Source organism: Algoriphagus kandeliae (assembly GCF_004571135.1).
Classification (GTDB): domain Bacteria; phylum Bacteroidota; class Bacteroidia; order Cytophagales; family Cyclobacteriaceae; genus Algoriphagus; species Algoriphagus kandeliae.
On record NZ_SPSB01000003.1, the window covers coordinates 13729 to 26620 of the forward strand.

Annotated in this window: 12 protein-coding genes; 7 read left to right on the plus strand and 5 right to left on the minus strand. The window is 40.1% G+C overall.

The genetic code is table 11. From position 1 onward, the window contains the following. The first annotated feature begins 128 nt into the window (after nucleotides 1-128). From E4S40_RS08695 to E4S40_RS08710, 4 genes are read left to right on the plus strand one after another with little or no spacing between them, the layout of a single operon-like run. A complete protein-coding gene (locus E4S40_RS08695; protein ID WP_135073124.1) occupies nucleotides 129-1745 on the plus strand; it encodes an ABC-F family ATP-binding cassette domain-containing protein in 1617 nt (538 codons plus the stop codon). Nucleotides 1746-1756: 11 nt separating this feature from the next. After that, nucleotides 1757-3151, plus strand: a complete 1395-nt coding sequence (locus tag E4S40_RS08700) for a sodium:solute symporter family protein (RefSeq protein WP_317129222.1) — start codon at nucleotides 1757-1759, stop codon at nucleotides 3149-3151. Then, entirely contained in the window at nucleotides 3138-4319 is a 1182-nt protein-coding gene (locus E4S40_RS08705; RefSeq protein ID WP_135073128.1) for a class I SAM-dependent rRNA methyltransferase, read from the plus strand. Before E4S40_RS08700 ends, E4S40_RS08705 begins: the two co-directional genes overlap by 14 nt. A gap of 60 nt (nucleotides 4320-4379) precedes the next feature. Further along, nucleotides 4380-4814, plus strand: coding sequence for a hypothetical protein (locus tag E4S40_RS08710; RefSeq protein WP_135073130.1), 435 nt, complete (start codon nucleotides 4380-4382; stop codon nucleotides 4812-4814). Between the two features lie 49 nt (nucleotides 4815-4863). On the opposite strand, the gene E4S40_RS08715 is transcribed toward E4S40_RS08710, so the two are convergent. From E4S40_RS08715 to lpxK, 4 genes are all read right to left on the minus strand, one after another. After that, nucleotides 4864-6108 carry an ABC transporter permease gene (locus E4S40_RS08715; protein ID WP_135073132.1) on the minus strand — a complete coding sequence of 415 codons (1245 nt, stop codon included), beginning with the start codon at nucleotides 6106-6108 and terminating at the stop codon, nucleotides 4864-4866. Nucleotides 6109-6212: 104 nt separating this feature from the next. Beyond that, nucleotides 6213-6824 (minus strand): tRNA-(ms[2]io[6]A)-hydroxylase, encoded by a 612-nt coding sequence (miaE, locus tag E4S40_RS08720; protein ID WP_202615353.1) that lies wholly within the window; start codon nucleotides 6822-6824, stop codon nucleotides 6213-6215. Between the two features lie 2 nt (nucleotides 6825-6826). Further along, nucleotides 6827-8782 carry a putative porin gene (locus E4S40_RS08725; RefSeq protein ID WP_237563157.1) on the minus strand — a complete coding sequence of 652 codons (1956 nt, stop codon included), beginning with the start codon at nucleotides 8780-8782 and terminating at the stop codon, nucleotides 6827-6829. Next, nucleotides 8779-9837 (minus strand): tetraacyldisaccharide 4'-kinase, encoded by a 1059-nt coding sequence (gene lpxK / locus E4S40_RS08730; RefSeq protein ID WP_135073134.1) that lies wholly within the window; start codon nucleotides 9835-9837, stop codon nucleotides 8779-8781. Before lpxK ends, E4S40_RS08725 begins: the two co-directional genes overlap by 4 nt. A gap of 41 nt (nucleotides 9838-9878) precedes the next feature. Between lpxK and E4S40_RS08735 the strand changes: the two genes are divergently transcribed. The 3 genes from E4S40_RS08735 (at nucleotide 9879) to E4S40_RS08745 (ending at nucleotide 12241) form a co-directional block, all read left to right on the plus strand. Continuing rightward, nucleotides 9879-10979 (plus strand): Nif3-like dinuclear metal center hexameric protein, encoded by a 1101-nt coding sequence (locus E4S40_RS08735; protein ID WP_135073136.1) that lies wholly within the window; start codon nucleotides 9879-9881, stop codon nucleotides 10977-10979. A 3-nt stretch (nucleotides 10980-10982) separates the two neighbouring features. After that, the gene (locus E4S40_RS08740; RefSeq protein WP_135073138.1) at nucleotides 10983-11750 is read left to right on the plus strand and encodes a zinc ribbon domain-containing protein; all 768 of its coding nucleotides are present in this window, start codon (nucleotides 10983-10985) and stop codon (nucleotides 11748-11750) included. Between the two features lie 86 nt (nucleotides 11751-11836). Next, a complete protein-coding gene (locus E4S40_RS08745) occupies nucleotides 11837-12241 on the plus strand; it encodes a hypothetical protein (protein WP_135073140.1) in 405 nt (134 codons plus the stop codon). Here E4S40_RS08745 and E4S40_RS08750 read toward each other — a convergent pair. Next, a complete protein-coding gene (locus E4S40_RS08750) occupies nucleotides 12228-12848 on the minus strand; it encodes a histidine phosphatase family protein (protein WP_135073142.1) in 621 nt (206 codons plus the stop codon). The genes E4S40_RS08745 and E4S40_RS08750 overlap by 14 nt on opposite strands. Nucleotides 12849-12892: the final 44 nt, after the last annotated feature.

Sequence of the window (12892 nt, forward strand, 5' to 3'; positions counted from 1 at the left end):
ATATAAGCAACCTATCAGGAATTTGTTGAATAAGTTTTTGGAGCGGTTCCTTGGGGATTAGTCTAAGGAGTCAAGCCAAAGGAAATTTTTATTCCTATCTTTGCGCCTTCTAAAAAGCTCAATTTCGAATGATCTCAGTAGATAATTTATCTCTCAAATTTGGTAAGCGTACTCTTTTCGAAGATGTCAATCTGAAATTTACTCCCGGAAATTGCTATGGGGTGATCGGTGCAAATGGTGCCGGTAAATCCACCTTCCTCAAGATTCTCTCTGGAGAAATTGAAAGCACGACTGGAAGTATCAATATTACTCCAGGACAACGGATGGCAGTCCTAAAGCAAAATCACTTTGAGTTTGATGAGGTGGAAGTGCTAAAGACTGTTTTGATGGGACACAAAAAGTTGTTTGCCATCATGGAAGAAAAAGATGCTATCTACATGAAACCGGACTTCTCAGAAGAAGACGGGATCAGAGCTTCAGAATTAGAGGCCGAATTTGCAGAAATGGACGGCTGGAATGCTGAATCCGATGCAGCTGCCCTTCTTTCAGGTTTGGGTATTTCCGAAGATCTTCACTATCAGCCTATGAAAAATCTGGCTGGAAATCAAAAAGTGAGGGTATTATTGGCGCAGGCTCTTTTTGGAAATCCAGATATCTTGATTCTGGACGAACCTACCAACGACTTGGATGCAGAGACCATCGTATGGTTGGAAGATTTCTTAGTGAATTTCAAGAACCTTGTGATTGTAGTATCTCACGACCGTCACTTCTTGGATTCTGTTTCCACCCATATCGTGGATATTGACTTCGGAAAGATCAAAATCTACTCCGGTAATTATACTTTCTGGTACGAATCTTCTCAATTGGCTCTAAAACAACGAGCAGATCAGAATAAAAAGGCCGAGGAAAAGCGAAAAGAACTTCAAGAATTTATTGCTCGATTCTCTGCTAACGTAGCCAAATCCAAGCAAGCTACTGCTAGAAAGAAGATGCTTGAAAAATTGAACGTGGATGACATTGAGCCAAGCTCAAGAAAATATCCGGGTATCATATTCAAGCCTGAAAGAGAAGCAGGAGATCAGATTTTTATGTCTGAAAATCTAGAATTGGTACAAGATGGAACCACCTATTTCACCGATGTAAATTTAATGGTGGATAAAGGAGATAAAATCGCATTCATTTCAAAGACAAAGCAGGCGGTAAATAAATTCTTTGAAACCATTATGGGTGAAATTCAACCATCCAAAGGAAATTTCAAATGGGGAGTAACCATTAATAAAGCCTATTTGCCAAACGACAATTCCAAGTATTTCAATTCGGACCTTAACTTAATCGATTGGCTAAGACAATTCTCCAGCAACCAAGAAGAAGCATATGTTCGTACCTTTTTGGGAAGAATGCTTTTTACAGGTGAGGAAACCCTCAAGAAATGTACTGTCCTTTCCGGTGGAGAAAAGGTGCGCTGTATGATTTCCAAGATGATGTTGCAAAATCCCAACCTCTTGGTTTTGGATGAACCTACCAACCACCTGGATTTGGAATCTATCACTGCCTTTAACAACGCTGTAGTAGATTTTACAGGAACAGTATTTATTTCCTCCTATGACCATGCGTTTGTACAATCAACTGTCAATCGCGTGATTGAATTAACTCCAAAAGGAGTAATCGACCGACGTATTTCCTACGATGACTATTTGGAAAGTGAGGAAATCAAAGCGCTTCGTGAGTCCATGTACGCTAACTGATAATTTCCTTGTTGCTCACTGCCATTATTGCCTATTTGGCCCTTACGGTGGGCATTGGAGCTTGGTCTTCCCGCCTAGTCAAAAACTCCGGTGACTTTGTTTTGGCGGGAAGATCACTTCCTCTTTTTCTTTCAGCATCAGCCCTATTTGCGACTTGGTTTGGATCAGAAACCATTTTTGGAGCCTCCTCTGTCTATTTGGAAGAAGGTTTAATTGGGGTAATCGAAGATCCTTTCGGAGGGGCTTTGTGCCTCATTTTATTCGGTATGTTTTACCTCCGCCCCATGTACAAAATGGAGGTTCTTACGATTGGGGATGTATTTAAAAAACTATTTGGGAATCGAATCGAATTCTTCGCTTCTGTCTTTATGATTCCCGCCTACTTCGGCTACGTGGCTGCTCAATTGGTTGCTCTTAGCTTAGTCTTGGGCGCTGTAAGCGATATTACCCTTCTTCAGGGTATTCTAATTTCGGCTGGGATCGTGGTGTTTTATACTTTCCTCGGAGGCATGTGGGCAATCTCGATTACAGATTTTATTCAAACCACCATGATCGTCATTGGATTGCTATGGGTAGCGACTATGATTGCCAATGAAGCTGGTGGTGTAATGGAAATTTTAAACCAAGCACCAGAAAACAGTTTTCAATTTTTCCCTGAAGGAAATTTTAACTCCTGGATGAATTACTTAGGAGCCTGGATTATTTTGGGTTTGGGCTCTATCCCAAGCCAAGATATTTATCAGCGGGTAATGTCCGCCAAATCCCAAAAAGTAGCCGTTCAATCCACCTACCTCGCAGGCATCTTTTATCTATCATTTGGGCTTTTACCTCTGTTTATCGCTTTAGGAGCACAGGTATTGTATCCTGAGTTGTCATTGGAAAACAATCAAATGCTTCTCCCTCGGATGATTTTAGCGCATGGAGGACTTCCTGTTCAGATCGTTTTCTTTGGAGCTCTGATATCTGCCATTATGAGTACAACAAGTTCTGGCTTGCTAGCTCCTGCGGCAATCATTTCCGAAAATATCATCCGCCCCTATTTTGGAAAAAAATTGAAGGATAGTCATTTTTTGTGGATTCTGAGATTCAATGTTGTCTTTGTGGCACTAGTGGCTACTTTGATGGCTAGTTTGGAGTCCAATATTTATGATTTGGTGGCAGGCGCCTCCATATTGATGCTGGTTTCGCTTTTTGTACCGCTTACTGCAGGGCTCTATTGGAAAAAAGCATCTAGCATGGGAGCTTTGATGTCCATGGTCTTCGGAATGATCTGCTACTTAGCCGTTTTGAATTTTGAAACTGAAATCGAAGCTCATTTATATGGCCTTGGAGCCAGTATTATTTTCATGGTAATCGGAAGTTATAATTTCCCTGACCGTCAAAAACACACACATGGAATACCCTAAAATTATCCTCAAAAAAGGAAAAGAGATTTCATTAAAACGAAGGCATCATTGGGTCTTTTCAGGTGCCATTGCGGATATGCCTGCAAATTTGGAGAATGGACAACTTGTCGCCGCTTATTCCTCTCAAAATGAGTTTTTGGGTATCGGACATTTTGCTCCGGGTTCGATTATGGTTCGAATTATCAGTTTTGAAAACCGAAACATTGATCAAGAATTTTGGAATGAGATGATATCCAATGCTTTCTCGCTTCGAGAAAAGCTAGGATTGACCAATAACCCTGAAACCAATGTCTACCGACTAGTTCATGGAGAAGGAGACTTGCTTCCTGGATTGATTATTGACTTTTATAACGGAACCGCTGTCATACAATGCCATCAAATCGGAATGCATCAACATGTTTCTGAAATAGCCGAAGCTTTGAAGGAATGCTATGGAAATAAACTTACGGCCGTTTTTGATAAAAGCTCTGAGACTCTTCCCAAAAATTTTGGACTAACTGAAAATCAATGGGTATTTGGGGAGCCCCAAACAGACCTAGTCCAGGAATATGGAGCAACCTATCGAATCGATTGGGAAAAAGGTCAAAAAACAGGTTTTTTCATTGATCAACGAGAGAACCGTAAACTCTTAGCGGATTATTCCAAAGAAAAAAAAGTATTGAATACCTTTTGCTATTCAGGAGGATTCTCCGTTTTAGCACTTCTTTCAGGTGCAAAGGAAGTTCATTCGGTCGATATCTCTCCCAAAGCCATCGAATTGACGGAGGAAAATGTCTCCCTCAATCCCCAAATTGATTCAAAACATGAATCCAAGGTTGCCGATGTGGTCAAATACATTCGAGAAATCGGAGATGATTATGACATTATCGTATTGGACCCTCCTGCTTTTGCAAAAAATATCAAAGCGAGACACAATGCTGTTCAGGCTTACAAACGCTTAAATGCAGAAGCTTTGAAACGGATTAAAAAAGGAGGAATTCTATTCACGTTTTCCTGTTCCCAAGTTGTGGATAAAGCATTATTCAACCATACCATAACTGCCGCTGCTATGGAGGCTAAGCGAAAAACCAGAATTATCCATCAGCTTTCTCAGCCAGCAGATCACCCGATTAATGTCTTTCATCCAGAAACTGAGTATCTCAAAGGCTTGGTGCTTTATGTAGATTAAAATTAAAAATTCTAAAACCTTTTTGGCTTTTCAGCTATTTTCACAAAAACAAATAAAACCATGTATACAGGATTACAACATGCTCACTCTGGACTTGCCTATTTAGTCCTCATCGCTTTGATCGTCGTAATTGTATTGATGCTTATCGGCGCCTTGAGTGGTCGAGAGTTTACCGAGAAAGATCGCAAGATTGCTTTAGTAGCTTTTATTCTTTCTCATGTTCAGCTATTGCTTGGCTTGATTCTTTATTTTGTCAGTCCATTGGGCTTAGAGCTTTTTCAATCTGGTAATGCAATGTCAGATTCAACACTCAGATTGACAGCTTTAGAACATCCGTTTATAAATATCATTGCCATTGTATTGATTACGATCGGATATAGCCGAGCTAAAAAAGCTTCCACTTCAAGAGCTAAATTCCGAAGTATTTATATGCTCTATGCAGTTGGCTTGGTTTTGATTTTAAGCCGAATTCCTTGGTCTTCTTGGATTGGGTAAAAAAGCCTAATTAAAAAAAAAGCGCTGAAATTAAATTCAGCGCTTTTTTTTATTCATATCTCAAGGATTCGATAGGATCTAATTTACTGGCTTTAAATGCCGGGAAATAACCTGAAAGCAATCCAACAACCACACAAATTATAAAGGCGATAAACATCCATAACCAAGGAACCAAGAACCCTCCTGGACCTATGATGTTGGCGATTACGTTTCCTATTGCAATTCCCAAGATCACTCCAAAAAGTCCTCCTAGAATACAGATCATGATGGCTTCCATTAAAAACTGCTGACGTATTCTCAAAGGAGTTGCGCCCAATGCTTTTCGGATTCCAATCTCTCTAGTACGCTCCGTCACAGAAACCAGCATAATATTCATCAAGCCGATAGAAGCACCAAGAAGGGTAATAAAGCCAATTCCAAAGCCTCCAATTCGTAAGTAACCTGCCACTTCTTCCAAGCTTTCTGCAACTGACTCACTTTTTGTTAATTCAAAGGAATCCTCTTCTGTAACTCGATCTTGGCGGATTTTGCGCATGATTCCAATTGCCTGCCCCATTTCATAATCTATTCGATCAGGACCTGATGCAACGGCTGTTGCCTGATAGCGGAAAGTTCCCCGGGTATCCAATCTAGCTGCATTTTCAACCGGGATAATAATTTGTCTATCTGCCCCCTGATCAGCTCCGACCCCACCTTGCTCTTCCAAAATGCCTACAACCGTGTAAGGTCTTCCATAAATGGTGATTTTTTGGGAAAGGGGATCTTCATTGGATTCAAATAATATTTCCTGAATTTCCTCGCCGATGATGCAGACATTATTGCCATAGCGAACCTCTGTACTTGAAAAATTTCTTCCAGCCTTCAAGTCTATTGCCTTGATTCCCATATAATTATCATCTCCTCCCAAAACCCGAACATTAGGATCACTTGTTTTCGAACCTCGCTTCACTTCTGCTGAACCCGTTACACGGACAAAAACTGTTGATATTCCAAAAGCTCCAAACTCACTCTTAAAATCCTGAAGTTCTTTGTATTTGATCGGAGGGTAAGATTTTTCTTCTTTCCCTTCCTGAATAGCTCGCCCTCCTGAAAAACCTCTACTTCGGATATCAAAAGAATTAGCCCCCAAGCCGGAGAAACTTTCAGCTATTTGAGCCTTTATCCCATCAATAGCAGTAAGCATTCCAACCAGCGAGGAAATTCCAATGGCGATAATCGCACCAGTTAAAATAGTTCGCAGGATATTGACCTGAATGGACTTCACGGCCTCCCGCATATTTTCGATCAAATTCATAAAATGTCCGTTTTTAAAACAGATTTAAGGAAATCATCGATTCCCAAACCATAAGTATAATCAAAATAATCCTGTTTGAAGAAAACCAGATACATCAATCAAAATCAATGCATACGATCTCCCCGTAACTCCATATTCTTCAGTACTTCAGCTTCATATTCGAGCCATTCCTGCCATCTTTTATTTACTTTCTCTGGATCATGATATTTACGGGCCATATCAATAAAGGTCACATAATGTCCCGCTTCAGAAATCATTAATTCATAGTAGAACTTTTGTAGCTCCTCATCCTGAATATTTTTAGAAAGAAGTTTGAAGCGTTCACAACTTCTCGCTTCGATTAAGGCATTCATGAGCAGATACTCTGTCAATTGCTCCATTCTACTTCCGCCTTTTTTTACAAAATCATTGAGTTTGGCTACATACTCATCCTTCCGCTGCTTGCCAAACTTCATCCCACGCTTTCGCAGCTGATCCATGACCCTTTCAAAGTGCCCCCACTCTTCAGCTACTATCGGAGTCAAAGTATCAACCAAGTAATCTAAATCACTATATCGCACAATCAAGCTGATACAGGATGAAGCCGCTTTCTGCTCGCAATATGCATGGTCTACCAAGATATCCTCAATTTGCATCTCGGCAATCCCAACCCATCTTGGGTCGGTCGGCAATTTGAGGTGTAGCATTTTCTGTCTTGTACTTTCTTCCCAACTCATATTTAATCAAATAAATACCAAGTAATTCCAAGATCAATGAATGATTTTACTCCTGTATAATCAGGAGTTACAAAGTATCCCTCCTGATTCATCAGACCAGCATTCAAGTGGTTGTATTTCAGCAAAACCCGAGTTCGGTTGATACGAAAATTCAAAAATACATCTACCACCGGATAGGCGTATACATCGAATCTGTTTTGCAAATAAAACTGCTGATGGGATGGCCAATAGGCATCCGCAAAAAAGCTGGAATGGTACCTCACATCCAGGCCTAATTGCACAAACACATTGTCATTAAAGGCTGGACTGTCAAAATAAAAACGGGTATTTGCAAAAACTTCAGGAATTCGAAACGCATCTGCCGCATCTCCTGAAACTGAAGTAAAAGTCACCTCCGCATCCCACTGGAATTTTTTTCCAATTCGTATAGATGAAAGAATTCCAGGCATCAGCATGTAGGCTTCTCCCTCTGCCTGCTCAGGAATGCGCTCTTCATTGAAAAACACATAATTATTTACCCGATTTATAGTCAGTGAAGGACGAATTTTGATTTTACCAAAATCAATTTTTAACGTTCCCTTGATCTGATCTACTCCGGTATTGTTAAAATCATTGTTCCAAATGAAATGGTTTCCAAAAAACTGCTGCTGAACAGAAGTGGGCTTATACAGGGCTTTGGTGTACTCGGCATCTAGCCATGGGGATTGAAAAACTCCATGGATTTTAAAAGCCCCGGGAAGCAAATATTCTCCTTCAGCACTGATGGACCATTTTTCGGATATTTTCCCAATCAGCTCCCCACCAACAAATACTTCATTAAACGCAGCATTTTCTTCAAAATTCGGGTTTCTCATCCTCCCGTTTCGAAGCTTTGCAAAAACATTGTAATAAAAACCTCCAAAAGTCCCCTTGAAACCAAACTCATTTCGCCATTCCGCAAAATTGTTGGAATTGGTTGTGGTATCAGGATTTACAAAACGAGTGGAAGGGTAGAAAAGTGAATCCGTGGTATTAAGCAAAGCATCAAAATTCACCTCTTGCTTCTTCCGATCAAAGACATGGTAAATCTGAAGACCATCCTTCACTTTATATTCGTGGTAGACATGATAATCCTGTCTTAAATCCCGCACTTGGCTATTCCGAAGCCAAACCTTAGCATCTTCATAGGTGAAATAAACCGAATTGGAATCTACCTCTGGGGGAATAATTCCGCCAATTTCATTGACGAGATGTTTCATCCGTGAAAAATTGCCCAGAAGCCAATACCTCCCATTTTCCGAGCGATAATTGGTGTGAAAGGAATAAGAGGTTTGCTCCACCATATTGTCATCCCGAGCATTCGGATTCAAAGTTTTTCGAGCCTTTATGGTATGAAATTCAAATCCCACATTCCATCTGGAATTCACATTTCGTGCAAATTCGATATCCAGCATATTTCGGTTTCCTCCACCAAAAAATGCGGACATATTGGTAAAAGGAGACTTGGTATCGAAGTACTTCCTCGTCTCTGGAGAATGGTAATAAATATCATACGCATGAAATCCAGACCTTGTCCCAATTATATCTGGGATTTCATAAAAAATCGGTTGAGCAGCTGACCCTATATTACCCAAATCCTGGTATTTCCAACCTCCTTTTGCTACAGGATCGTAATTATGAAAATTAGTCAAAGACGTATCCTGCGGATAAAGGGTCAAACTATTTCGCTTGATGTCTTTCTCAAAGAAAAATAGGGCTGTTGTAGGTCCAAAAACCATTCTGGTGGAGTCATCCAACAAGGTTCTCCTTCCCCCATTTTCCAATTCTTCTTCTGAAGCTTGCTGCAAGGCCTCACGCTGAACACGCTGATTAGGGTTTTGAACCTGTCGGCCGTTTTGCGGTAAGGGACGCTGCGCAAAGGATTGATGACCAATCCCCAAAAAAATCAATACACAAATTCCAATCAGATATTTATTCACCGCTCAGTACTTTTCCCAAAGATTTTACGCTGGATAAGATTTTTTAATTCTTCCTCGTTTTCAGGATTCAGCTTTGCCTCTATCGGGAGGACAAAAATCGGAAATTCTCCCAAAAATCCTTTGGGAAGTAGGGATTTAACTTTTACCCCATCTTTCTCCGTAGTCAAAAAAACCGGATTCTCGGAACTGTAGCTCCTTGCCAATTCTTGAAGACTTTGAAAATCCCGATCTGTGTATTCATGATGATCTGGAAAATGACGGGAAGTCAAAAGAGTAAATTTCTCCTGACAATACTCAATCATACTACTTGGATCCGCTAAGCCAGTAAACAGGATCACGTTTTTTTGAAAATCTGATTTGTCAGAAAGGGATTTGGGAACTCCGTATTTCAGACTAGCGAAAAAAACAGAAGTATTTGGTTGGGTGTATTTTCGAATTTGATGGATATAGTTTTCTTCTTCCTGCTTTGATCTCCTAGATGGTGATTTTGTCACAATCACTAAATCCGCTCTTTTGGCTCCCTTTCTATTTTCCCGTAATCGACCCACAGGAAGTACATAATCCCTAAAAAACGGCTGTTGCCAAGTGGTCAAAAGAATAGAAAAATCCGGAGTTAAATACCGATGCTGAAAAGCATCATCCAAAATAATCAAGTCAGGTTTTTGAGCATTCTCTCTAATTTTCTCTATACCCAAAACTCTTTTTTCAGACACATAAACTCCGACTTCCTCACCAAATTTCTCATAAATCTGAAAGGGTTCATCTCCAATTTGGCTAGCTGAACTTGAAGAACCTGCCTTCAAATACCCCTTTGTTTTTCTCCCATATCCTCTAGAAAGGGTTGCTAAGGAATAATCAATTTTTAAAAGTCGTATTAGATATTCAACCATGGGAGTTTTTCCTGTTCCCCCTACTCGCAGGTTTCCGACAGAAATCGTGGGGATTTCTGATTTTTGGCTTGGAAGAATTCTGAGATCAAACAGCACATTCCGCACCCAAGTCACCAGATCATATAGCCCGGCAAAAGGAAAGAGAAGAAAAAGCAGAAAGCGCATACGCCAGAATTCTTATTTTTGATCAAAGAAACTAAAAAACTATGGAATACAAGATTCGGGATATCATTTCATACTTAAACCAAATCGCTCCACCTGCTTACCAAGAATCCTATGATAACGCCACATTAATCACAGGAGATCCTAATTTGGAGGTAAAAGGCGTTCTCTGCTCTCTGGATTGTACGGAGGAAGTTGTAGAAGAAGCAATTCATTTGGGAGCTAATTTGATTGTGGCTCACCATCCGATCGTATTCCGTGGTCTAAAAAGCCTAACTGGTAAAAATTATGTCGAACGAACGGTAATCAAAGCTATCAAACATGATATTGCTATTTTCGCTATTCACACCAATCTCGATCATGTAGCTCATGGGGTAAATAAGCAGATTTGTGATCGACTTGGTCTTACAAATACCCGAATTTTACAACCCAAAAAAGGGCTTTTAAACAAGTTGACATTTTTTGTTCCTGAGGAAAATAAGCAAGATGTCCTTGATGCTGTTTATTCAGCAGGAGCAGGTCAAATCGGAGAATACAAAGACTGTTCATTTCAAATCAAGGGCATGGGAACTTTTACCCCTTCTGAATCTTCCAACCCTCATTTGGGACAACGAGGCGTTCCTTCCTATGAATCTGAGGTTAGAGCCGAAGTGATTTTGCCCAAGCACTTGAGCGGTGCAATTTTACAGGCCATGAAAAAAGTTCATCCTTACGAGGAAGTAGCTTATTACCTACAAGAACTAGAAAATGAAAATCAAGAGGTCGGTGCCGGTATGATTGGTGAATTGCCTGATTCTATTGATGAACTGGACTTCTTGGATTATTTGAAAGAGAAAATGAATCTCCACATCGTGAAGCATACTGCTTTGAGAGGTAAAAAAGTCCAAAAAGTCGCCGTGTGTGGAGGTGCAGGGATTTTTTTACTGAATGATGCCAAACGTCAAGGGGCAGATGCCTTTGTCACAGCCGATGTGAAATACCATGAGTTTTTTGATGCAGAAGGAAGATTGATTTTATGCGATATTGGGCATTATGAAAGTGAAATTTTCACAAAAGAATTGCTAGCGGATTTATTGTCGCAAAATTTTCCTAATATTGCACTCTATTTGACAAAAGTAGTTACAAATCCCACATCCTACAGATAGTACATGGAAAGTACAGTAGCACAAAAACTCGACGCTATTTTCAATTTACAGCAGATAGATTCTAAGCTTGACGCCATCGTCAAAGTCAGAGGAGCCCTTCCTGAGGAAGTTCAAGACCTTGAAGATGAAATAGCTGGCTACGAAACCCGTCTTGATAAATTTCAAAAGGAAATTGAATCCTACGAAGAGGATATCAAAAACCTAAAAGAAAGCATCAAAGATTCCGAAAAACTGATCAAGAAGTATCAAGATCAGCAAATGAATGTTCGGAACAATCGGGAATATGACGCGATCACTAAAGAATTGGAACTTCAGGATTTAGAAATCCAAGTTGCCAAAAAGAAAATCGCTGAAGCTGGTGCAAAAATTGACCAGAAGAAGTTGGACTTGGATGACTTGAAGGCAGTAATGGACGACCGCCAAAAGGATCTGGATCTTAAAAAAGATGAACTTTCTACCATCGTAGCTGAAAGTGAAGCTGAAGAAGCAAAACTAAGAGCTGATCGTGAAAAGGCCATCAAGAAGGTGGAAGAGCGCTTGTATAAGTCCTATGAAAAGATCAGAGCAAATGCCAGAAACGGTTTGGCAGTTGTAATGGTTAAAAGAGGAGCGTGTGGCGGATGTTTCAACACAGTACCACCACAAAGACAAGCAGATATTCGAGAGAAGAAAAAACTAATCGTCTGCGAACACTGTGGTAGAATCTTGGCAGGTGTGGAAGATGAAGTAGTAGAAGAAAAGCCAAAAAAGAAGCGAACAGCGAAAGCTTAAACAAATACAAACCCCAGCAATTTTGTTGGGGTTTATTTTTTGATCTAAACCTGTTTTCCCTAGCATATAATTCCTATATTGAATGCATGGGCAGGATTTTGGCAATCATCTTATTTTCCTTGATCAATTTTCAGGTTTTTGCTGAAAATCCAACTGCTAAGACCTTTTTGATCCTTTTTAAGTCCCAGGAGCTAAAGCAAAATAATATAAATTTAAAATCGATTGAAGCTCAATTTTCCTACTATGACACAAAAATCTATGAAGGAAACTCTGAATTGGCGCTTCTGATTGAGATCCCTGCTTGTGATTTTGATGAATGCTTTTTAGGAGATTTTTTAATCCAAATCAACAAGGAGGAATCCATCCAATTACAGCAAATCGCATTTCGACTTTTTGACCTAACAGAAAATAAGGCTTTACTCAATAGCTACTTGAGTCTTCATGAAGCCGAAAATCACAAAAAAGAGAAAAAAGAATCTACAGCTCTTTAAGGTGGGCTCTATCATTTCCTTTTCGCAAAACAAAAGTTTCATCCCCTACTTGCTCGATTAGATACAGACACAAGTTGCTGTGTTCGAATTGATCCATGTATCTCAAATCATACTTGAAAATGATGCTGAGAAAAATACGCATAGCTCTACCATGCATGCAGACAAGGACAGTTTCTCCCGGACCCTTTAAAATCTTCTCTATTCCACGTCTCATCCGAACAGCCACTTGATTAGGACTTTCGCCACCTGCAATCGCATAGTCCAAATTTCCCATTTGCCATTGGTGAAGCATGTGCTTATAGTATTCGTTTTCTTGGGGAGTCATAGGAGTGCCTTCATATTCACCCCATGAAATCTCATTCAGCTCGGCCAAAGCCTCGGTGGGTGTTCCCTTGGCTATGAATTTTTCAATGGATTGCCGGGTCCGAATAAGGGCTGTGTGGTAAATCTGGTCAAATTCTACATGCTGGTATGCTTCAAAAAAAGCCTGAGCCTGGGCTCTGCCTTTCTCATTTATTGGGGCATCTATACCACTCCCCTGCACTACCCCTCTTAGATTAAAGTCAGTTTGTCCGTGCCTTACTAAATAAATTTTTTTTCGAAGCATTTTCTATATTTTTGTCCAAGCTCAAATAAAAACAATTCCCAAAA

What these genes read in the sequence shown, in the direction of transcription:
- miaE (WP_202615353.1), bottom strand. Translation starts at nt 6,824, where the DNA reads ATGAGTTGGGAAGAAAGTACAAGACAGAAAATGCTACACCTCAAATTG.
- E4S40_RS08710 (WP_135073130.1), top strand. Translation starts at nt 4,380, where the DNA reads ATGTATACAGGATTACAACATGCTCACTCTGGACTTGCCTATTTAGTC.
- E4S40_RS08705 (WP_135073128.1), top strand. Translation starts at nt 3,138, where the DNA reads ATGGAATACCCTAAAATTATCCTCAAAAAAGGAAAAGAGATTTCATTA.
- lpxK (WP_135073134.1), bottom strand. Translation starts at nt 9,837, where the DNA reads ATGCGCTTTCTGCTTTTTCTTCTCTTTCCTTTTGCCGGGCTATATGAT.
- E4S40_RS08740 (WP_135073138.1), top strand. Translation starts at nt 10,983, where the DNA reads ATGGAAAGTACAGTAGCACAAAAACTCGACGCTATTTTCAATTTACAG.
- E4S40_RS08695 (WP_135073124.1), top strand. Translation starts at nt 129, where the DNA reads ATGATCTCAGTAGATAATTTATCTCTCAAATTTGGTAAGCGTACTCTT.
- E4S40_RS08715 (WP_135073132.1), bottom strand. Translation starts at nt 6,108, where the DNA reads ATGAATTTGATCGAAAATATGCGGGAGGCCGTGAAGTCCATTCAGGTC.
- E4S40_RS08750 (WP_135073142.1), bottom strand. Translation starts at nt 12,848, where the DNA reads ATGCTTCGAAAAAAAATTTATTTAGTAAGGCACGGACAAACTGACTTT.
- E4S40_RS08745 (WP_135073140.1), top strand. Translation starts at nt 11,837, where the DNA reads ATGGGCAGGATTTTGGCAATCATCTTATTTTCCTTGATCAATTTTCAG.
- E4S40_RS08735 (WP_135073136.1), top strand. Translation starts at nt 9,879, where the DNA reads ATGGAATACAAGATTCGGGATATCATTTCATACTTAAACCAAATCGCT.